Source organism: Bacillus sp. BS98 (genome assembly GCF_008432245.1).
Lineage (GTDB): Bacteria > Bacillota > Bacilli > Bacillales > Bacillaceae_G > Bacillus_A > Bacillus_A toyonensis.
In genome coordinates, this window is record NZ_CP043830.1 from 2,879,081 (window position 1) to 2,901,219 (window position 22,139).

The 22,139-nt window shown below is 33.9% G+C and carries 24 protein-coding genes and 1 pseudogene; 3 read left to right on the top strand and 22 right to left on the bottom strand.

What is annotated here, in order from left to right; all coding sequences use genetic code 11:
- Positions 1–161 precede the first annotated feature (161 nt).
- The 14 genes and pseudogenes from F0362_RS14935 to F0362_RS15000 all read right to left on the bottom strand — a co-directional run bounded on the left by F0362_RS14935 (position 162) and on the right by F0362_RS15000 (position 12,146).
- On the bottom strand, positions 162–1,328 hold the full coding sequence (locus F0362_RS14935) for a serine hydrolase domain-containing protein (protein WP_000710625.1): 1,167 nt from the start codon (positions 1,326–1,328) through the stop codon (positions 162–164).
- 258 nt (positions 1,329–1,586) lie between these two features.
- On the bottom strand, positions 1,587–2,093 hold the full coding sequence (locus F0362_RS14940; protein ID WP_000780146.1) for a DUF3902 family protein: 507 nt from the start codon (positions 2,091–2,093) through the stop codon (positions 1,587–1,589).
- A 347-nt stretch (positions 2,094–2,440) separates the two neighbouring features.
- Positions 2,441–3,175 (bottom strand): hypothetical protein, encoded by a 735-nt coding sequence (locus tag F0362_RS14945; protein ID WP_000247502.1) that lies wholly within the window; start codon positions 3,173–3,175, stop codon positions 2,441–2,443.
- Positions 3,176–3,190: 15 nt separating this feature from the next.
- Positions 3,191–4,300, bottom strand: a complete 1,110-nt coding sequence (locus F0362_RS14950; protein WP_001075951.1) for a DUF58 domain-containing protein — start codon at positions 4,298–4,300, stop codon at positions 3,191–3,193.
- The gene (locus tag F0362_RS14955; protein ID WP_061530628.1) at positions 4,297–5,229 is read right to left on the bottom strand and encodes an AAA family ATPase; all 933 of its coding nucleotides are present in this window, start codon (positions 5,227–5,229) and stop codon (positions 4,297–4,299) included. Before F0362_RS14955 ends, F0362_RS14950 begins: the two co-directional genes overlap by 4 nt.
- Before the next feature lie 301 nt (positions 5,230–5,530).
- On the bottom strand, positions 5,531–6,778 hold the full coding sequence (locus F0362_RS14960) for a PoNi-like cognate immunity protein (RefSeq protein WP_098651844.1): 1,248 nt from the start codon (positions 6,776–6,778) through the stop codon (positions 5,531–5,533).
- A 27-nt stretch (positions 6,779–6,805) separates the two neighbouring features.
- Positions 6,806–7,323, bottom strand: a pseudogene (locus F0362_RS31430) (cytoplasmic protein); the annotation flags it as partial.
- Positions 7,324–7,661: 338 nt separating this feature from the next.
- Positions 7,662–8,006, bottom strand: a complete 345-nt coding sequence (locus F0362_RS14970) for a hypothetical protein (RefSeq protein WP_000656836.1) — start codon at positions 8,004–8,006, stop codon at positions 7,662–7,664.
- A 2-nt stretch (positions 8,007–8,008) separates the two neighbouring features.
- The gene (locus F0362_RS14975) at positions 8,009–9,832 is read right to left on the bottom strand and encodes an LXG domain-containing protein (RefSeq protein ID WP_098688863.1); all 1,824 of its coding nucleotides are present in this window, start codon (positions 9,830–9,832) and stop codon (positions 8,009–8,011) included.
- A complete protein-coding gene (locus F0362_RS14980; protein WP_000076600.1) occupies positions 9,829–10,191 on the bottom strand; it encodes a DUF3958 family protein in 363 nt (120 codons plus the stop codon). Before F0362_RS14980 ends, F0362_RS14975 begins: the two co-directional genes overlap by 4 nt.
- 40 nt (positions 10,192–10,231) lie before the next feature.
- Positions 10,232–10,507, bottom strand: a complete 276-nt coding sequence (locus F0362_RS14985; protein ID WP_000503631.1) for a TIGR04197 family type VII secretion effector — start codon at positions 10,505–10,507, stop codon at positions 10,232–10,234.
- A 213-nt stretch (positions 10,508–10,720) separates the two neighbouring features.
- Positions 10,721–11,014, bottom strand: coding sequence for a putative quinol monooxygenase (locus F0362_RS14990; RefSeq protein WP_149889858.1), 294 nt, complete (start codon positions 11,012–11,014; stop codon positions 10,721–10,723).
- Positions 11,015–11,060: 46 nt separating this feature from the next.
- A complete protein-coding gene (locus F0362_RS14995; RefSeq protein WP_000185391.1) occupies positions 11,061–11,699 on the bottom strand; it encodes a nitroreductase family protein in 639 nt (212 codons plus the stop codon).
- A gap of 18 nt (positions 11,700–11,717) precedes the next feature.
- Complete coding sequence (locus F0362_RS15000; RefSeq protein ID WP_000204170.1) at positions 11,718–12,146, bottom strand: MarR family winged helix-turn-helix transcriptional regulator; 429 nt, start codon at positions 12,144–12,146, stop codon at positions 11,718–11,720.
- Positions 12,147–12,410: 264 nt separating this feature from the next.
- Between F0362_RS15000 and F0362_RS15010 the strand changes: the two genes are divergently transcribed.
- Entirely contained in the window at positions 12,411–14,354 is a 1,944-nt protein-coding gene (locus F0362_RS15010; protein WP_000207785.1) for an elongation factor G, read from the top strand.
- A 51-nt stretch (positions 14,355–14,405) separates the two neighbouring features.
- Here F0362_RS15010 and F0362_RS15015 read toward each other — a convergent pair whose 3' ends face one another.
- Positions 14,406–15,050 (bottom strand): alpha/beta family hydrolase, encoded by a 645-nt coding sequence (locus F0362_RS15015; RefSeq protein WP_000679122.1) that lies wholly within the window; start codon positions 15,048–15,050, stop codon positions 14,406–14,408.
- A gap of 20 nt (positions 15,051–15,070) precedes the next feature.
- The gene (locus F0362_RS15020; RefSeq protein WP_000366234.1) at positions 15,071–15,538 is read right to left on the bottom strand and encodes an NUDIX hydrolase; all 468 of its coding nucleotides are present in this window, start codon (positions 15,536–15,538) and stop codon (positions 15,071–15,073) included.
- Between the two features lie 196 nt (positions 15,539–15,734).
- Between F0362_RS15020 and F0362_RS15025 the strand changes: the two genes are divergently transcribed.
- Complete coding sequence (locus F0362_RS15025; RefSeq protein ID WP_000449136.1) at positions 15,735–16,526, top strand: DUF4240 domain-containing protein; 792 nt, start codon at positions 15,735–15,737, stop codon at positions 16,524–16,526.
- 61 nt (positions 16,527–16,587) lie between these two features.
- On the opposite strand, the gene F0362_RS15030 is transcribed toward F0362_RS15025, so the two are convergent.
- Genes F0362_RS15030 through F0362_RS15040 form a run of 3 tightly spaced genes read right to left on the bottom strand, consistent with a single transcriptional unit; the run spans position 16,588 to position 18,643 of the window.
- Complete coding sequence (locus F0362_RS15030) at positions 16,588–17,019, bottom strand: SMI1/KNR4 family protein (protein WP_000265757.1); 432 nt, start codon at positions 17,017–17,019, stop codon at positions 16,588–16,590.
- A 31-nt stretch (positions 17,020–17,050) separates the two neighbouring features.
- Positions 17,051–17,587: a hypothetical protein gene (locus F0362_RS15035; protein ID WP_000621041.1), complete on the bottom strand. Its 537-nt coding sequence runs from the start codon at positions 17,585–17,587 to the stop codon at positions 17,051–17,053.
- Positions 17,588–17,617: 30 nt separating this feature from the next.
- The gene (locus F0362_RS15040; RefSeq protein WP_000697709.1) at positions 17,618–18,643 is read right to left on the bottom strand and encodes an SDR family oxidoreductase; all 1,026 of its coding nucleotides are present in this window, start codon (positions 18,641–18,643) and stop codon (positions 17,618–17,620) included.
- A 169-nt stretch (positions 18,644–18,812) separates the two neighbouring features.
- Here F0362_RS15040 and F0362_RS15045 point away from each other — a divergent pair, with 169 nt between their 5' ends.
- Positions 18,813–19,568 carry a CPBP family intramembrane glutamic endopeptidase gene (locus tag F0362_RS15045; protein WP_002048464.1) on the top strand — a complete coding sequence of 252 codons (756 nt, stop codon included), beginning with the start codon at positions 18,813–18,815 and terminating at the stop codon, positions 19,566–19,568.
- A gap of 183 nt (positions 19,569–19,751) precedes the next feature.
- Here F0362_RS15045 and F0362_RS15050 read toward each other — a convergent pair whose 3' ends face one another.
- From F0362_RS15050 to F0362_RS15060, 3 genes are read right to left on the bottom strand one after another with little or no spacing between them, the layout of a single operon-like run.
- Positions 19,752–20,693: a serine hydrolase domain-containing protein gene (locus F0362_RS15050; protein WP_000846445.1), complete on the bottom strand. Its 942-nt coding sequence runs from the start codon at positions 20,691–20,693 to the stop codon at positions 19,752–19,754.
- Positions 20,694–20,716: 23 nt separating this feature from the next.
- Positions 20,717–21,607, bottom strand: coding sequence for an AraC family transcriptional regulator (locus F0362_RS15055; protein WP_000446743.1), 891 nt, complete (start codon positions 21,605–21,607; stop codon positions 20,717–20,719).
- 47 nt (positions 21,608–21,654) lie between these two features.
- The gene (locus F0362_RS15060) at positions 21,655–22,125 is read right to left on the bottom strand and encodes a GNAT family N-acetyltransferase (protein WP_001266068.1); all 471 of its coding nucleotides are present in this window, start codon (positions 22,123–22,125) and stop codon (positions 21,655–21,657) included.
- Positions 22,126–22,139 lie beyond the last annotated feature (14 nt).

A 22,139-nucleotide genomic window follows, 5' to 3' on the forward strand; every position in this document is an offset into this window, starting at 1 on the left:
TGACATCCTTTTTATTTTTATCGTAAGCTATACGATTGATTTTCACTTTGAAATATACTTGATGCCCTATCATAAATGCTACTACTGTCCATAGTTGCGCATTTAACAAAGTACCTCTTTTATATACAACTATAACAAAATTCCATTCATTTTCTTTTCATCTATTTATTAAATTCAATTTGCATCATTTTATTAAACTGCGAAACAATATCGACCTCATCTAAAGAGTTAATACTGACAGCCAATGTATGTTTACCACCAATTACTCCGCCAGCAAAAGTTGTAAATCCGGGAATTCCTCCTCCGTGACCCCAAACTGAAACACCGTTTGGAAGTTTAGTCTCATAGATTCCAAGACCATACCCATCACCAACCGCTTTTCCTTCTACAGGAACTGTAGTAAGCATTTCTTTTAGCTCTCGTTCCTTCAATAACTTACCACTGAGTAAAGATGAAAAGAATTTATTTAAATCATCCGCATTAGAAATCATATCTCCAGCTGAATTAGCTAAACTCGGATTATAATACGTAATGTCTTTCAACTCGCTCGTTCCTTCGGTTTTCACATACCCACGAGCATGATTCTTTCCTGGGATGACAGGTGAATTACCTGGTAAAAACGTATTTGACAAGTCCAAAGGTTCAATAATTCGCTTTTCGATTTCTTCCGCATAACTATTACCAGTTATTTTTTCAATAAGCATTCCTAGTATTACGTATCCTGTGTTTGAATACGACCAGCCTTTACCTGGCGAAAAATCTGGAGGCAGAGAAAGGCCTATTTTCACTATTTCTTCTGCTGTATACGTTTTTTTCGAATTCATTATGTCAGCATCTTTTGACTTTAAATATTCAGCTATACCACTCGTATGATTCAAAAGTTGGCGTATCGTAATTTGATTACCATCATACCCATTTCCTTGAATGAGGCCCGGTAGCCACTTTTCAATTGAATCGTCAAGTTGAACGCGATTTTCTCCAACTAATTGTAGAACAGTCGTGGCAGTAAAAGTTTTCGTCACACTACCAATCCGAAAGCGATAATCTGATTTCACCGGTTTCTTTGTACTTAAATCTGCTACGCCAGCAGTATAACTACTCGTTTTTCCGTTATTATACGCCTTAGCTAATATCCCTGGAGCGCCAAGCTGTACTGTTTCCTGCATTACTTGTTTCCAGCCATTACGATTCTTTTGATCATGTACTTGTGACGAACTAGAAATATTTTGAGTTGACTCTGCAGTCACAGTAAAATCAGGTGTGAATAGAGCAGTACCCGCTAATAAAACTGCAAAACTTGCTAACTTAATTGAATTACATTTTTTCATAAGGCTTTCTCTCCTCCATTAATATCGGATTGATTCAAGCTATACTTTCATCCTATATGATAAATCTCTCTTTTTTCTTATCCATTCCTTACGAAATACTTACGTTTAAATTTAAATACGGTAAACTGAGGAAGAGTTATGCATGCAAATAAAAAGAGAACATGTTTTCATTTTTTATGTAAACATGTTCTCATAAACATTTAAAATTCTATATCAACTTTTTATTCTATTCTTTAAACAACTAATCTTTTTTCACTTTTACCATCCTGCACTGGCGTTCATACCATTTCCGATAATAGTAAGAAATAATGGCCACAGTACTGGCCCTAACGTAAGAAATATATTTAGAAGTATAAGTATTCTATATCCCACGGTAAAATTATTATTTTTACGATTTACCAATACTAAAATAAATAATAATATTATGGTCGTTAAAAATAAAAATAGAATTAGCAACCAATACCAAACCATTAAACTGAGACTCCATGGTGTTAATAGCTCGTGTATTATACCAAATATGATTCCTAATACCCCAAAACTAAAGGTAGTAACTGTTGATTTTATAAGCAATTTATTTAATGTTTTTTCATATGTATTTTTACAATATAAATCTATTAAAGTGAATAAAGATAAATATGCCATTAATACACCTACCCAAGACAATAACCAGTCCCCGCCACCTCTAAATAACAAGAACATCAACCAACACATACCTACTGCAGAAAAAATAAAGGAAATAAGTATGCTTTTTAATACCAGTTTCATTATATTTTCACATCCTTAAAAATAAATTGTAAGTTTTTACTAAACTCATGTAATTTTTTTATTAACATGCTACCCATTAATTGTTTAGTTTTAGTGCATCTTTTTTTCATTTTATATTAATAAAACAAAGATACACTCATAAATAATTTAAGAAGCAATACTATACAAAGAGTTACATATAGCTTATATATTCTTCCATTGGTAGAGATATAAAAAATTAAGTATACATTAACATGCAATTAAATATAAGTAAATAAAATTAATTTACAATTAATTTCATTCACTTATATAATTTTTATATTTAGATTAATTACGCCATCTTTTTTATTTTGAAATAGTACATTCTGCTATTCATACCGCCCTTTTCCATCCCGTTCTATCCACTGTATAGTCTTCTCTATATCTAACTCCGTATACGCCTTTTCCCCATACCGAACTGACTCATATAACGGAATAATATCTCTCGATCTACAAATTCTCTCTAGCCATTGTTGCATCGTTTCATAGGACCTTCTCTGTTCATGAAATGGTAAAGTTCTTTCCCATTTAACTAAGCTTTTCCTTATTTTATCTGTAGGTAACGAATGCTCTGACCGATGAATGACTTTTTCATTCTTTACGTTTCTTACCGTATCTTCTTTTGTTACCGATTGTTTCTCCTGTTCTATTTCTGATTTCGTTAACTTTTTCCTAATAGATTTGTAGAGAAAATATATAATTACCACTGCAATAACTACATAAAAAACTATACTAATCCATGAATTTGAAAGCACCGAAAATACGTTTCTCCATGAACTTTCCTTTTCAAAACCTTTAAATTTTTTACCCGTTGTCGTTCTCTCACCATTATCTCCTACTTTTTTCTCTTCTAAAGGTGTTCCATAACCTTCAGTATCACCGTAGTTTATAGTTTCCTTATAAATTTTTTCAGGTTTCTTTTCACTAAAAAAACGCTCTTTTACTATATCTTGTACATACACAACACCTTGTGATAACGTTATCGCACTAATCGCAAAGAAAAGTATGATTAAGGTTCTTACACTCCATAACTTCACTTTCATATGCCGCTTTTTATTTACCATGACATAAGCCCCTTCTTATTCTTTCATTACAATCCATTTATTCGTTCTACTGCATTTCTTTGGTGAAGTACCAATAATTAAAGGAACCGCATCCAGTTCCTTTCGACGAAAACCAGCTGTGTAAAAGTAAGAAGAAGATATAGGCGTATCTTGGTCTGATATCGAGGCAAGTATCCTTAATACATTTTGCAAATGTTTCCGATTATCCCCATTTTTTATATGTAGCAAACCGTTATCTTTTACACTATTGATCCATACTTCAAATGAACAGTTTTGCATGAGCAATTGTTTACATATACCCGCCGTTAATTCAATTAGTTCCTCTGTATCATTTCGCAAAGAAACACCACTTTTATTTTGCAAGTTGAGATAAATCGCGTATTTATCACATTGTGTTCGCTCATACTTTTTCGCAGTTATCGTCCCTGTTTTCGCCGTTGCACTCCAGTGGATGGAACGAAAATCTTCATTTTCATAAGACTTTACTCCCATTACTTTCGTTTCATCATATAAGGGTGAAGACATCGCTTTTCGAAATCCTCGTGACCATTCTTGTAATTCAGGAACTTGTATTTTCGGAACAGCTGGTAAAACTAAATAAGACGGCGTATCAACTTGTTTATATGTTATATTGTTCGTTATAAATCCAAAGAGATCGGTAATCACAATTTCAACTTCTTCCCATTTCGCGATGCCTCTTTTTAACGCTACAGCTTGCAAATCAAATGAAACTGACTCCTTTCCTTTTAAATTAAAATTCATATAATAATTTGAACCTGTACTATGATTTTTGTTTATTTCATCATGATTCCAAGTTAGCTTATTTTCACATTTAAATCGAAATACGATATTAAGAATAGGAAATATCGACTTGTTTGAAATTTTCATTTTGCACATATTCGTTTCACCTATAAAAACGTTCGAATTCCCTTGACTGTATTCCCATTGAACACGAGATACTTTACGTATATATACATGCATAGCACCTATTAAAATTACATATAAAAATACGAGAGATAAAAACAGTAGATTACTTGAAAATACACTTAAAATAACGGCTACAACTGACATAACCCCCATTACGAAAGGCTCCGCTAAAGGTGTATACACAAGCTGTTGATTCATCGTACATTCTCCACTGGCACACTAATCGTATGAAGAATTTCTTTCATGATTTGTTCTTTCGTCGTTTTCATCTCTCCTTCAATCGTTAACGTTAAACGATGAGCACAGACAGATGCAGCGAGTAGTTTTATATCATCTGGCGTACAATAATCTCTTTCATTTAAAATTGCCCGTGCTTGAATCGCCCTCATAAATGCCAACGTTCCCCGAGGGCTTACACCAATTTCAATTAACTCATGGTTACGAGTTACTTCAATAATTTCAAGGAGATAATCTTGCACATCATTCCCTACTAACACTTCTCTTGCACGCTTTTGCATCGTAATAATTTCTTCACTTGAAATAATAGAATGTAACGTTTCTAACGGATCATTCATTTGAAACCGATTCATCATTTCCTTTTCAGCTTCTCTCGTAGGATAACCTTGGCGTATTGTGAGTAAAAACCGGTCTAACTGAGCATCTGGTAACGGAAATGTGCCCGCTGATTCGAGTGGATTTTGCGTTGCTATAACTAAAAAAGGTTCTGGTAATGAATGTGTCTGTTTCGCAATTGTAACAGTACGCTCTTCCATAACTTCAAGTAACGAAGATTGTGTTCTCGGTACAGCTCGATTAATTTCATCCACTAATACGATATTTGCAAAAATGGGGCCTAACCTCGTTTTAAAATCCGATTCCTTCACATCAAAATATTCAAGACCAATAACATCTCCAGGCAAAGTATCCGCTGTAAATTGTATTCTTTGAAATTTAGCGTCCACACTTTTAGCCAAACTTTTCGCTAACGTTGTTTTTCCTGTCCCAGGTACATCCTCTAATAAAATGTGTCCTCTTGCTATTAGAGCAATGGCTGCTAGTTCTATCGATTCGTCTTTTCCTATAATAACTTTCGAAATATTGTTAGTAATTTTCTTTAATGTACTCATATAGTAATCTACCACCTTTTAATTATCTAAAAATTAAGAATATATTTTTTCCAAATTATAACATGTATTTCAAAGATGAAATAGAGTGAAAATGAATCTTTTATTTTTTCTTCATTGCACGCAAAAAAGCACCTATTGTCGTATATTGACAATGAGGTGCTTAACTCAATCCAACAGCTTTCTTTCCCTCTAATTTTTAGTAACAATACATCCTTTTTTCTCCCACGCATGCATTGTTTTCAATTAACTAGTAAAATGCATTCTAATATTACATATAATGAAAACCATTTCTATTTTATCGTTATAGAACTTCCTCTACATCGACACTCTCTATCTTTACTTCATACATATTTGGGATGTTTGCTTCTTTTGGTACCCATGCATAATAATTTTGATCATTTTCTAACATAAATTGAACTAACTTTGTTTCTGAAACATTCCAGAAATTTTTAAGATTATCAATGTAGTCCTCTAAATCTTCTTTATAGTCCAATTGTAATATATAATCTCTTAATGTCAGGGCAAACACAATTAAACTTCCTAATAGATTTTTTTGCTCGTTTTCTTCTTCATACTCTTGTGGTAAGAACCACACTTGACCTATTCCTATCGTTTTTTTGTATTTTTCATAAAAACTACTATCACCCATATTCTCATAGTCATGGATCAATTCATTGACCAATGAATGCCATTTTGGAGGAATAATGTTTTCCAATGCAGGATTATTTTCAATTCCTTCTACTATATCCTCGATTTCTTCTGTCTCATCTTCATAGTGATATTCACTTAGGTCTATATGCTTGTATTTCATTTCATTTTTATAATGTGCCAAATCATATGGATAATGGTTATTATCTTTTAAACTTGTATCATCAAGTTCGAGTATCTTTACTAGTGCAGCTGTCTCAAAGCTCCAGTACCCTACATATCCAGGTTCTTTATGTGCATTTTTCCATTCATAATCATAATGGCCTTTAAACCATTCTTTCTCCATATACGTTTGTAATCTTTTAGACGCTTCTTTTTTATCTGTTTGTGCAAGTTCTATAATCTCTCTCGTTTTTGCATATGGATTTTCTTTATAATATCTGTTCGTCATTTTTATGTATCCGATATCACTAGCGCATAAGAGGAAATCAATTACTGCGTCGTTCATATTTTTTGTATCAACTATCTTTTTTAATCTTTCTATATTCTTTTTATCCGTTTCTAACAAAATTCCTAAGGAAATCATCCAAATTAGACTTAAATATCCAATTTCCCTACTCCCTGTATTCTCTAAATCATAAATTGCATTATGAAAATATTCTTCTATTACACTAATTTCTTCCCCTAAAGAATACTTTGCCCTAATATCCTCCATCTCATATCTAAAATTGGCTAGATAGGTCCCTTCTATAATACTCTTATTATCTTTAGAATATCTTTGAATTCCATTTTTAGTATCTTCTTCTAAACTTTTAATATCTTCTCTATTTTCCTCTATAAACTCTTTATTATATTCAATTCCTTCTCTACATTTTTCTTCTATACATAAATAATTTCTCATATCATTCAATTCCTCCTCGCTTCTAAATTATGGCCACTCTCCAACGATGTTACCCTTTGCATCTATCTTAAATGTTTTAACCTTTCCACTACTATCGACTTTTGATAATACTCTTTCTACCTTATCTCTCTCCAACGCTTTCGTAATCTTATCTGCTAATCTTTTATCTCCATCAACAGCTTTCAATATTCTACTTTTTTCAGTCTTCACACCTGTCAACCAATCATCCGACATTTGTCGTCCATCTTTAGTTTCCCTAATTGTGAACTGCCAAATTTAGCTTCATCAATAACATATTTGATCTTTGATTCTGCATTTGTATTTTCGTATAATCCATCAATTCCTTTTACTATTTTATCATTTATGCCTGATGTTGCACTTTTTCCGACTGGCTTTAAATCAAATCCAGCATCTTTTAAACTTTGATTATTCAATAAATTGTCACTTGATTTTATTTCACCATAATTACCTTTTTGCTTATTTGTAGCTGTTTTTGCATCAAAATTATCTACAGTTGTATTTTTACTACTGCTAGGTTTACCGTTAGCCGTATCCTAAGTATCATCCTTAGCCCCTTTAACTCAACCAATTTCTTCCTAAAGCTTTGAAATCTTACTTTGAGTATAGGCTTTCGTGTCTTTATGACTTAGGGTGATTGCCTCTTCAAATATTAACTACTATAATTACAAGTAAATTAAAACAAACTTAAAAGGAATGAATTCTTTACTATACAGAATTCATTCCTCACTAGTTGCTTAAAATATTTATCTAACTCTTTAGTTTCAATTCACATTCAATATCCCCTAAACATACATTAAATTTAAATTTCCCTCCATATTTTTAAATTCCTAAAAATGATGGAAAGCTAGCATACCCTGCAAGCTTATGCTGAATACCACTCTTCCGTAGAAAAATTATCAGCATTTGAATTTCCTTCTAACTCCCATTCGCTAATAAAATTAATTATTTCTCCTAAAATTAGATTTATATCATGATTTTTTATAATCAAACCTCTATGATTATTCCAAGTCAAATCAATTTCGATATTTATATTCAACTCATCCTCACATTTACTTAAAAAGTCATTCATTACTAAGGTAAAACATAAATTTACAAAATTATCAGAAACCCAAATTACGGATGAATCATCATTAACCTTCTCTATTCTAAATCTTAAATTATTGTATGCAATCCACTTTATATTACCTTGTATTTTTTCTTCTTTCATAATTAATTTCCTCCCATACTATGAAATAATCCTGTCAAGACATCCATTGCTGGATTTGTTTTTAAACTGCCATATATCACATCTTCCCATGAACCATACTTTTTATAAAGTTGTTCAGGTGTAGGTCCTTCTGCCCTGCCATATTCAAGAATATTTCTTTCTTTCATTGCATTCAATCCATCTAAATTATTAGATTTTATATACGTTTCCATTCTTCCTTGATTTCGCTCTTCAACTTTCAATCTAGCAATTTCCTCCATAGATAGTCCATCATTTTGAAGATTTTTAATATCTTGTTCTAGTTGTATTCTTTTTTGTTGTATTTTTTCATGATACTTTATTCTTTCGCTTCTTGCATAACCTACTTCATCACCATTTGTCCAGTCTACCCCAAACTTATTTAAGGCAGATTCCTTCTTAGGTGAATATCCATATACAGCTTCAGTATTTCCCTCAATCTCCTTTGCTATCTTAGGATTATCTAATGGATTTCGAAGTTTAGAATTTATTTCTATTCTGGTACCACCAGCCTCGACTATATCATCAAGATAATTGCTTACAGTTTTACCCGTACCCTTACCACCATCTTTAGACTTCGCAAACTTATAATAAGCTTCTATTAATTCGCCTTGAGGTATTTTGGTTACAATAGTTCCACCAACACTAGAGAATGCATAGGAAGCATTTCTCTTAAATGATTGTAACATTTCAAACGTAGGCTTCAATTCTTTTGCCAGTTTTACTGCATTAGCAAATGTACTTACTCCACTTGATGCTTTTGCTCCTTTTGTGATATGGCCTACTTTATTTAGTGCCCTATCGCCTAATATTGTGGTAGCTATTTGTGTTAATCCATAGGTAGTCAATTCTGTACGACTCTCTGCATCTCCCTCTATCATATCTCGTTTTATTTTATTTGAAAATGCATGCCACATATTTTTTGCAGTTTCATCCAAATGGAAAAGTGCATAGGTTACATTAATAAAAGTTCCTATGTCCATATTACTTAAAGCTATTGCGGACTCGATTTCATCACCAATAGCTTTCCCCGCTCCTCTTTGAATAGCTTCCCACATCTTTTTCGCTGTTTCAAACGTGCCAACTATACTGTCTGCCGCATCGTCCCAAGCATTTCTAACCGGAGATTTCTCCTCAATTATGTTATTTGTTTCTATATCTTTAATTGACTGATCATTTTTTCGGGCTGTTTCTTCTATAATCCCCTGAATAGAACTCACCCAATCCATATTCAACCCTTGTGTACTAAACGTACCACTCACAGGACTAAATCCTTTCCCGCTTTGCACTTCAGCGAGTCCGGCTGTGATGCTAGCTGCTAATTGGAGGGCGGTACTGTAGTTGTTGCTGGATGAATGATTGAATTCATATAAATGCTCAAGTTTTTCTTCCAGTTTTTTTCTCATTGCACCAAATACCGTTACACTCGCATTTACTCCGGGCATTGGTGTAAGTACTTCTATTGCTTCTATACTTGTAATCGATTGATTAATTCCCCGTATTTGTTCTCTTATTTCTTGTTCGATCACATCTGTCGAAGCAACTTTTGCTTGAAAATCATTTGGAAATGCTTCGTTTTGGCGAATTAATTCTTCACATAAGCATATGATTCCTTGTGCTAATGGCCGAAATGTTTGGACAAGGTAGGCTTTTGCACTACTGTATGTTTGTCCTTGTAGTACTGTATCTACCGCAAATGCATCAATAGATTGAATGGCTTGTTCCATACTTTCAATCGTAGCATTACATATAGCGTTCATACTTTGAGTTTGACTTTGTACTTCTCCCAAATACATGTTTAAACTCATGTATTGGCCTCCCTTTGTAGTTGCTGCTGTTCATAGGAAAGGTCGTTTTCTTTCTCACTGAGATGCCGTTTTTCTTTAAGCAACGTCTCTTTTTCATTTTCTAATTCGAATGTAAGTTTTCTTTCATACTGTCCGATTTCTTGCCGCATATTCGTAAAAAGATGAAACACTTCTTTGTCGCCGTGCCAAGTTTCTAGTATTCGGTTAAATAAACGATTGCTTCTATTTTTCCATTCATGAAAACTAGCCTCAGCTCGTTCTTGATTTTGCAGCGCAATTCGGTTTTCATTTTGTTCTTCAAATATAATTCGTAATTTTTGATTACATTGACTCATTCTCGTTTCAATTTCTTGACTCATCTTTTCTCCCTACCTTTTCCCCTTTACGTAGGCTGTTACATTATTGAAAAGTCTTTTGAAGTCCTGTATCCATTTTCTCAAATTCATTTGCTACGGAATGGATATTATCAATTGTTTGTTGAAAAGCAGCACAAAATTGTTTCGTGATCTGCAAATTTTGTTGATTTGCTTCTTGTGCTTTGAAGTTCACAGATAGTGTAGTACGCGTTGCCTTATTTATAGAGCGACTAGTAGCACTTTGCATTCTATTTGAAGCAGTTCTCATTTTCGTTGCAAGTTGCGTTGCTCTATGCAAATTACTTTGAAATTCTCCCATCACTTACTCTCCTCTACCTTTTATCCACAAGAAAATTATACCATGGAAAAATATTCTAATAAACTGAATGTTCGAACTTGACATTCAATTCATCGATGTTAGTAAGGAGAAAAGCAACACTTATCTTTCAACATAACTGTTTCGAGAGTCGCTTCCACTTATACAAAAAAAGATGACCTCAGCCATTCGCTAAAGTCATCTTTTTCTAACTTATTATTTCACTAACTCTCCATTATAAGCTTTTATATCAAGCGGAGCAGTTAAAAATTGTGCTGCTTTACTAACGAAAGATGTGAAGTGTTCACTCGTATTATGGCTCGCAACTGCCGCTTCATTTTTCCATACTTCTACCATCGTATAAACACTTTCTTTTTCTGAATCTTTATATAAGTCATAAGATTCATTTCCACTTTCTTCTCTTGAACCGTGAATGAGTGGCTGAATTTCTTCTAAAAATGCTTGTTGTTTCGCTGGATCTACTTGAAATATTGCGTGAATAATAATCATGGTGCTTCCCCTCTCATCTTTCACTTATTGAAGTTCTTTTATAAAATTATTTCCACTCTGCAACTTTTTCAATTGGAAGACGCACTGATTGGTAACCACTGTCAGCAGCTTTCCCGATTGAAATTAGCATTACTGGTACGTAGCGTTCTTTATCTAATCCGAAAGCTTCTGCAATTTGGTCTTTTTCAAATCCACCAATTGGACAAGTGTCATAACCGTGCGCACGAGCTGCTAGCATAAATTGCATCGCTACAAGACCACCATCAATTAATACTGTATCTTTCATTACTTCTGGTGTAACCATAGAGAAGTAAGCTGAAAGTTTTTTCATTTGATCTTCTTTTACTTCTGCTGGCATAAGTCCACGCTCTACTGCTGTACCGTAAATTTCTTCTGCGTTATCGAAGTTGTTTAAATCACCAAATAAAGCGATCATTGCTGAAGATGTTTCTACTTGAGATTGATTGAATTTCGCAAGTGGCGCAAGTGTTGCTTTCGCTTCGTCACTTTCAATCACTACGAATCTCCATGGTTGCATGTTTACTGAAGATGGTGCAAGTGTTGCTTCTGTAAGAATTTCTGTCATTTCTTCTTTGCTAATTTTCACTGAAGGGTCGTACTTACGAATTGAACGACGTCCTGTTAAAATTTCGTTAAAATCATTTGTTTTTACTGAGTTAGTCATAGTTGTATTCTCCCTTTTTTATAATTCTTTTATATTTTCTTGAATGTGATTTAAAATATTTAAAAGATTATCGCGTTCTTCCTCACTTAATCCTTTAAATGCAGATGCTGCAAAACGTTCTTTTTCCTCTTGAAACGCCTGAATTTTATTTCGTCCCTCTTCAGTAAGAGAAACTAACGTAATTCTGTTATCATCTGGATTTTTACGTCTTACAATCATTTCATTGGCCTCAAGCTGCTTTAAATGCCTTGTTATCGCAGCATTATCAATATTCACTTCTTGTTGAAGCGCTTTTTGACTAATTTCACCTACTTCATATAACTGAAGTATAAGCTCTAATCGAGACTGGCTCATACCCGTACACCCTTCAAACTTCGAACTTACTTCTTTATTTAGAAAGTGTAATTTATATAAAATAATCGCTTCTTTTGAGCATGAACTTGTCAAATTACCCCTCCTTTACATCCAAATCAAAAACATTTGATGTATCAATAGTTGATATGTCAATTAATATAATCTATATCGATTTAGAATGCAAGCATTTTGTTTTCATTCTATTTTTTCCAAAATAAGGCGCTTTGTAGCGTTACAAAAAATGTAAATTACATTATAATAGTAATAATTTAAATGACTGGAGTGTGATTGTAATGCGGCAATACACAAATAGAAATGAGGAAATGAAAATGGAAAATGAAATGAGGATATTTATATATGACAACAATAAATATAGGGATTGTCGCGCACGTAGACGCTGGCAAGACGAGTTTGACTGAGCGTATTCTTTATGAAACGAATGTGATTAAAGAAATTGGCCGAGTTGATAGTGGTAATACGCAAACTGACTCAATGGAATTAGAAAGACAGCGCGGAATTACAATTAAAGCATCTGTCGTTTCTTTCTGTATTGATGATGTAAAAGTAAATGTCATTGATACACCTGGACACGCTGATTTTATCGCTGAAGTGGAGCGATCATTCCGCGTTCTAGACGGTGCGATTTTAGTTATCTCTGCCGTTGAAGGTGTGCAAGCACAAACAAAAATTTTAATGCGAACATTACAGAAACTAAACATACCGACAATTTTATTCGTTAATAAAATTGATCGTAGTGGCGCAAACACTGAAAAAGTTATGAAACAAATAAAAGAGGTTCTTTCAAATGAAGCATTCCCCTTCTACTCTGTTCTAAACGAAGGAACGAAAGAAGCCCGGATCATTGAATACAAATCATATGACGATTGTATGGAACGAGTAGCACCATATAATGAAACGTTGCTTGAATCATATGTAAATAATGAAGTAGTACCCGACGTGCGATTAAGAAAAGAACTAGAAAAACAAATACAGCAAGCAAATGTGTATCCAATCTTTTTCGGCTCAGCAATGACAGGTATGGGAGTAACTGAACTACTTGAAAATATTTCAGCCCTAATTCCAGCTGAAATATCGGCACAAGATGGAACATTATCTGGTGTTGTGTTTAAAATCGAACGTGAATCTTCTGGTGAAAAAATCGCTTATGTAAGAGTTTTTTCTGGTAGTCTACACGTTAGAAAATATGTTGATATTCAGCGAAGTAAGTCTCAATCACATAAAGAAAAAATTAAAAAAATGTGCATGTTTCATAACGGAAATGCAGTTCAAGCTTCTACCGTTCCTAGCGGAGAATTTTGTAAAGTGTGGGGACTGAGTGATATTAAAATTGGTGATATTATTGGTGAACGGACGGATTATATAAAAGATATTCACTTTGCCGAACCGCAAATGGAAACTGCCATTGATGCAGTACCAAAAGAACGAATTCATGATTTATACGCTGCACTTATGGAACTATGCGAAGAAGATCCGCTCATTAAAGTGTGGAAAGACGATGTTCATAATGAACTATACATTCGCCTTTTCGGTGAGGTGCAAAAAGAAGTGATTGAAACGACACTTCATGAGAAATATAATTTACAGGTTACTTTTTCAAATACACGAGTTGTGTGTATTGAAAAACCAATTGGCATAGGAAATAGTGTTGAAGTAATGGGTGAAAAAGAGAATCCATTTTACGCAACAATCGGTTTCAAAGTTGAACGTGGGAAGCATAACTCTGGCATAACGTACAACTTAGGTGTTGAACTTGGATCACTACCTTTAGCATTTCATAAAGCGATTGAAGATACGGTATTTCAAACGTTAAAACAAGGTTTATACGGATGGGAAGTTACGGACATTATCGTCACGTTAACACATACTGGTTATGCAAGCCCTGTTACAACAGCGAGTGACTTTAGAAACTTAACACCGCTCGTTTTAATGGATGCTTTACAGCTAGCTGAAACATGTGTATTTGAGCCATTAAACGAATTTGAATTAACTGTACCAGAGCACGCAATTAGTACCGCAATGTATAAGCTCGCAGCCATTCCAGCAACTTTCACAGAACTTATATTGCATAATGATTCTTATCACTTAACTGGATCGTTACCTATTGCGAAAACAGAAAATTTTAAACAAATGCTCCATTCATTTACAGAAGGAGAAGGAATCTTTACAACGAAGCCAGCTGGTTTCACAAAGCTTACGGCCCCCTTCCCTACTCGAAAACGCGTTGACTTTAATCCGCTGAATCGAAAGGATTATTTGCTTCATGTGTTGAAGGCTTATTAAATAAAAAAGAGGTGCAAATTGCACCTCTTTTTGCATGTATTGAAACTTAAATTAGTTTGTCCTAACAACTTCTTTAAGTGTTTCTATTACTTTCGCTATAGCTTCAATTGAATTCTCTGTTTCATATTCCCCAACATGTAAAGAATGGTTTGCATTATTGACAATTTCAATCTTTAGATTCGAATGATCTAATTGCTCAATTTGATCTGCATTGTATTGATGATCTCTATCCCCAATTACCAACAGCCCTTCGTGTCGACTATGTAAGATAGAATCAAAAATCGAATTAAAAGTTAACAATGGTGTAAGTAATATCATTTTTGACTGTGAAAATTCTTCTCTCTTCATTAAATCATTCGCAATTGGAATTGTTCCAAGTGATTTTCCTAAAAACATCGAATCGTTGTATTGTCCACTTTTTAGCACTTCATTAATGATAGGGTTAATATCATCCATCATTACTTTCGTTACTACTTCCATTGGTTTTTCCATTAATTGTCCATCGTAGGAATAATGAATATATACTACATCTATTTTATGTTCAAGCATTAACATTGTTGCATAATAAAATAAAGGCTTGTCATAATTATAGCCTGAACCTGAGAACATAAAGCATACCGCACTGGAACCCTTTTCGATATGTGTGTAACGAATGACTTTATCATCTATATGTATCTCTTTTTTAGTCCCCTTCACCGTTTTCCCTCCAGATACGTTTACTTTTGTAAAACGATATGTTCTGTCTGAACTGGTAAATCCTTTACTTTCTCTTTTATAAACGCTGGCTGTAAGTTGTATGCATCTAACTCTTCTATCGGCACCCACTTAAACATATATGTTCTATCCTCTTCATTCAGAATATATTGATCTGCCCCATTTGCAGGTAATTCTTTCAGCTCTACTTCATAGTAAAAACTAATTTCATGGAACTTTCGCTCAGAAAGTGTAAAGAAATTTTCTACTGACCATATTAATCTCTTTACTTCAATTGGAACAGCTAGTTCTTCAGCAAGCTCTCGTTTTAACGCATCTTCACTATTTTCTAGCATTTTCACTCTTCCGCCTGGTACATACCAAAAATCTTCACCGTCACCTTGCAGAATGAGTATTTTATTATCATGTTTACAAATTGCTCCGACTCGGTAATTAAAACATGTTTCCTCTACTTTAAACGTAAGGTCCATCCCGAATTCCCCCTATTTATTAAATATCGAATTATTGCAAAACAATTATGTAATTACTGTAAAGATAAGGTTACTAAATTTATCCACTTCATTCAATCATTTTCGAATTTTCCAAACGCTTATTTTTCATCATTACAAGTGTATATACATATGTTACAATCACATTGCATACTAGAAAAATATGATGGGGGTACGAATGGAAACGTTATTAATCCAGCAAACTGAGAAATCAAATAAGTTTTGGAAAATCGTTGTGAAAGAAAGCGACTACGTTGTGTTTTACGGGAAAATTGGCACAGCTGGTAGCGTGAAAGCGAAAGAGTTTGAAACAGAAGAAGAGTGCATAAAAGAAGCTAACAAACTAGTTGCTTCCAAACGTAAAAAAGGATATACAGACCCGTGCCCTGGGGAAGATTATATAAAAGAAAAAACGATAACAGAAGAAGAATTTTGGGGGCTACTCGCTCGCGCTAAAACGAAAGGTGAAGACCAGGAAGAACAAATAGGATGGCTTACTTCTCATCTCTCTAAGCGTACAGTACATGAAATTGTTGCTTTTGATACACATATGCATCATATATTAAAAGCTTCCTATACATCTCGCTTATGGGCAGCAGCCTATATTATTTTAGGCGGTTGTTCGGATGATTGTTTTGATTATTTCCGCGGGTGGTTATTATATCAAGGAAAAGAAACTTACGAAGCGTGTATTGAAGATCCAGAACGGTTAATACATGTATTAGAAAATTTGAGTGAGTATGACGTACCAAACATTGAAGAACTTTCTCTATATTTCGGTTTCACTGTATATGCAGAAAAAACTGGAGATGAAGAAGACACTTACTTTACACTTTACCATGTACTAACTGATGAAAGAGCTCATAATGACGACATTGAATTCGACTGGGATCAAGATGACGAAGAAGGTCTGAAAAAGATGTTTCCTAAGCTGTGGGAACTGTACGGAGAAGAACCGATTGAGTGGTAGATTTACATACGAAAAACGCCTTGTTTTTTTAGTAACAAGGCGTTTTTTATTGATACTATGTTTAAATTGTTATCTTCCCACTCTCCCACCACTCCATAAAAGGCTTTAAAGAAGGAGCAATCCACGTTCTACTATCATTTTCATGATTCCACACATATATATCATCTCTTTGTACCATTCCATTCAAAATAGAATAGCCAAACAAATCACCATTTCCGCCATCAGCAAAAAATAATAAACAGTCAAAAGGCATATATAAATCTTTAAAATCCACTATATTTCTCATATTCATATTTTCAGTTTTAATTTTTGAAGCTGACCATATAAAGTCCCCGTACTCACCTTCTATACCGTTTGTTTCCTGTAATAATTGATATAACTCATTAGGTAACTCCACGTGTAACCATTTTTGTATATCAGCAAGTTCATCCTTCGTTGCTGGGTTTTTCATACTTAAGTTTAAAGAAATACTTCGAATGATATTTTTCCACATAACCTTTTATCCTTCCTATAGTCCTTCATGTTCAATCAAGTTTATACCAATAATCAAATTGGGTATGTACTTGGATTATATATGTTATTATCTCTGGATCACTAGGTTGTTTTTCCTTCTTTTTATCTCTAATATCATATTCATTTACATAACGAGTATCTCCTATCTTATCTCGGTAATAATTCCCCTTTTCGGTTTCTACTACTGTACTATCATCTAAAAAATAGAGCTGAATTTCTACACCAGCCTCGTTAGAATTTGGATACTTTAACTTCCCTTTTTTTTGATAGAATGAGATTACTTCTGCCTTCGATTGCTTCGTTTCTATAACACGATTCGCTACCACTTCCCAATATCCGCCATTTGCTAATTCAATCCAATTCTTCTCATCTGCTTCATAATCTTTAATTAGCTTACTATCCAAAGGCATCGGCAATTGAAAAAATTCAGAAGAAAAGGAATGAGAGATATACCACGTACTATTTCCTACGAGAATGACCGTTAGCAAGAGCATTATAACTGTTGAAATTGTCGTCCTTTTTCTAACCTTTTTTAATTGACGTATCATATTTCTCTCCATTCCTATTATCTATAAAAACTATCCATTCCACTTTTCTAATAATTCTTTCTCCCTTTCAACTGAAATACCTGCCTTTAATCCCCTCTCTTTCATTTCATTCACCCAGTCATACACATCTGTAACAGTATCTTCTAATCTTCTAAAAGTAAGCCCTGCTTTAACAGCATTCTCAATACTAATAGAAAATCCACCTTTCCACGGCTTCGTTTCCCCTTCTAATGGAAAAGTTTCCGGAAGCCATAAAGGCATCTCTGTCCAAGGCTGTACTTTATGTTCCTTCATAAAAGATTCATCGACCCAAACGAATTCAGCATCACTATTCGTAACCTTTTTACACGTATTTAATAGCTCTTCCATCGTCAATTCATCATTTGGACCTGTTATATTGAATGTACCGGCTTTATTATTTTCTACCATGTTTAGTCCAAAGCTTGCGACGTCTTTTATATCAACTAATTGCACTGGACGATCTTTTCTTCCTGGTACTAACACTTTCCCGCCCTTTGCTACACGCTGAACCCAGTATGGAAGGCGATCTGTATAATCAAACATTCCCGAAAGAAGTCCTGCTCTTACATGTAAAACACGCCCCGGCCAATACTTCTCTGCTTCTTTTTCACATAATACCTTTAGCGCACCATAATGCTCATAAGGCGATATTTCACCATTCTCTACAGCCTTTATCCGATCACTTGTTGGTTCAGGTTGTAATATATAGTCTTCTTTTATATGATGCAGAATCCAATCTTTATATACGGAAAGGCTTGAGATGAATATATAATGCTTTACATTATCTTTTAATACTTCGCCAACATTCCGAATATGGTGCGGAGAAAACCCACACGTATCTATGACAACGTCCCATTTTCGATTTTCTAAACTTGAGACATCATTATTTCTGTCACCGATTAACTGCTCTACTTCAGGAAAAATTTCTTTATTTGTTCCGCGATTAAATAATGTAACTTCATGCCCTCTTTTTAAAGCCTCTTCTACAAAAGCTCTTCCTAAAAATCGCGTACCACCTAGAATTAAAATCTTCATAGTTCTCCCCCATTCGTGATTGAAAATCCTTTCTTTTGTTAAACGAATTTTTGTTGTGAAAAGTTACGGGATTGGTCTAACTTTTTCCACAAGTTCAACATATGTAATTTCCATTTCATATATAATTAAAATATCGGATATTTGATTAATCACTTATACATGTAAGTAGGTGAAAAATATAAATAGAAATATAGTTTATCATTCAACTCTATGTATTTATTTTCTTACATCGTTTGTATATATCATCTTACTGAACATAGAAAATGGTCGTAATTATTTAGGGTTTACGATGGTTATTCCGCTTTTAGCTGCTATTTTATATCAGAAATTATATAAGAAACAAAAAATGGTTCATACATTTGGAATTTCACGTCCAAAAATAAAACCATTAATTTTCTCCATATTATTGCCACTACTTCTAGGGCTATGTCTACATTTCTATTTTTATATTTATAATATAAAATTCTTATTTAATCATTGTAATGAATTGGGATTTCTCCTACTCATTGGTCTTACAATTGCTGCTTTGTCTGCATTTTTAGAAGAAATCATATGGCGCGGAAATTTTCATTACCATTTACGAAAAAAATATTCATTAAAACAAACAGCAATCATTACTGCATCGCTTTGGTCTTTATGGCATTTACCAGTATCAATCTTTTATAAAAACTATGAATTATGGTTTGTAGGAATATTAAGCTATCTCTCGTTATTATTTATTTTATCTATAATTTTGACGTATACGAGAGAGTATAGCCATTCTGTGATAACACCTGCAATTTTACATGGCATGTTCAATGTATTTTATTTAACAGATGGAGTAGAAACAAAATGCGATATTAGCCTAATGGAATTAGTTAAATTTAGCTTGCTGGCAATTATGTTTTGCATGATTTATCTAATACATCGAAAAGTTAAAAAATAGTTAAAAGTGCCTAAACAAATTATAAAGCACTTCAACACCTTGCAATTATTCAATAATCGTATAGGTGTTGAAGTTTTCTAACTATAGTTGAACAACTTTTTTCTCACAACACTTATTTCAATCATGGAGAATATAACAAGTATAACTTAACCTTTTATTCTTATTTTTATAAAAATAACCATATTAATCTTTTAAATAAGGAAATATGGACTCTTTAATTAACTTCCATCTATCCTCTGCATTCGGTATGACTTCAGAAGCAATCACCACAACCAATTCCTTCTCCGGTACACAACAAATCACATTTCCACCATCGCCCATGGCACAGTATGAAAAGATACCACCCTCTTCTCGTAACCACCATAAGTAACCATATCGATTTGGATTCATCGCCGTTGATTCTTGTATCCACGACTTTGAAAGAATTTGCTTTCTATTATAAGTACCTTCATTCAAATACAAACGTCCAAACTTAGCCATATCCCTAACCGTTAACGTCAGTCCCCATCCGCCAGTTGTAATATCGTTTGGATCGTGAACCCATCCTTTTACATCTTTTCCGAATAAGTCATCAAATCCAAATGCTTTCATATTGTAGTTTGGAATTTCTCTCATACCGAGTGGCTGAAATAGCTGTTCATTCGCAAATTCACGCGCACTTTTTCCTGTTGCACTCGAAATAATTGCTGATAGTACATGTGCTCCTGCAGAAGAATATTTAAAAGATCCAATTTCTCCGCCGTTCCCCATTCTATTAAGTGTATACTGTACCCAATTCTGTTGTGTGCATAGTTCTTCTAACGGTTCCTGCCAGTCTACAAAAGGATATGGAGCTGTCATTGTAAGTAGGTGTCGCACTGTTACTTCTGATGACTTAACGTTATATTCAGGAAAAAACTCTATTACTTTTTGATCAACACTTTTTATATAGCCTTTATCTATACATATCCCAATGAGCGCAGAGATTACCGTTTTTGTGACAGACGCTACATGGTATGCATCATCTGGACCGTAACCATTATAATAGTTTTCAAAAACAACATTACCTTTATGCACTACTAACATACCGTTTATATTTTTATAGTCTTCTTTTATCTTGTAATCCAACTCTTCAAAAGTTTTCATCATTTTTCCCCCTTAATCTATGATTAAAAAGGTTCGATCGGTACATATATATCCACTATATGTTTATGTTCTGGATGCTTTCTTGGATCATTTCTATATACTTCAAAAGGATACGCATCTCTCGGTTTATATCCGCTATTTGGGAGCCATTCGCCGTATAAAAAGTCCCATGCACCTTTATATTCATCTTGACGTATTTCAAAATGGCCTACCGCATATTTCCCTGAAGGTATTACCATTATTCCAATATCACTCGTTCCTACTGCGGATTCATCTGGAATTGTTATACATAAACTTGTTCTTAAATGATAGTCCTCAGTAAATTCATGATGGTCATGGTAAATTGTTAATACTTTCGTATCCCCAAATATATGATAGTTTTGCTCCGCTGCATAACGAAATAATTTCTCTATCATTTTTGGAAAAACTATAGTTAACTCTTCATATGTACCGATATGTCTTATGTATGCGACGTTTCTATCGTCCGCTGTTACAATTTCAACATTTCCTCGAACCTTCTTACATTCATTGTATTGAGAAGGTTCACTTACGTCTTTGCAATTCTTGCTATTGTAGTTTCGATATTGAGATGGACTTACTCCGTAATAATTTTTAAATGTACGGGAGAAAACTGCTGAATCTGTGAAACCGAAGTGATACGCAATGTCTGTGATCGTCATATCCGGACGATATGTAATAAGGTGAGTTGCCCTTTCTAGTTTCAAGCGATTTACATACCGAGATAACGGCTCATCTACTATCCCTTTAAAAATTCTATGAAAATGAAACTTTGAAAATCCTGCTACATCGGCTAACGCTTCAATTGAAAGTGCATCATTTATATGTAATTCTATATAATCTTGCACTTTATAGATGCGACGTAAGTACTCATCTTTACTTTGAACACTCTCCATATACTTTCCTCCTCACAACAAAAAGGCTAACTTCGCGCTAGCCTACTTTACACATGTTTTAAAAATAAAACTCTACTCCCGCCATTCCCATCATAATTTGTATGTACGGATACACCTTCTATTTCATCATCCCCAGCCTCAATTCGAAAGCCGATTTCTTGATGAAATAGTATCGATTTTTTATTTACTGGTGACGTGATTGCTTTTACAACTTTACGGTTGCTTGCACGAGTGACATCAAAGAAATAAGAATACAATGTCGATGCAATTCCTTTTCTTCTATATTTCGGATTGACACCGATAAAATGAACGTACGCTTCCTCTTTATGTGTTTGTGAAAAGAATCCGCATAAGAAACCTAACGTTTCGCCATCTTCTTCAATGATAAAACTCGTTTCTTGAAAATGAACGAAAAATAATTTTGGCAACATAGCAGCCATGTCTCTCCCGCCCCACCATTCATTTAAAACAGAATGAATCTTTACATAATCTTCCCCTTGGATGTTTCTTACTCGCATATGTTTCTCCCTCT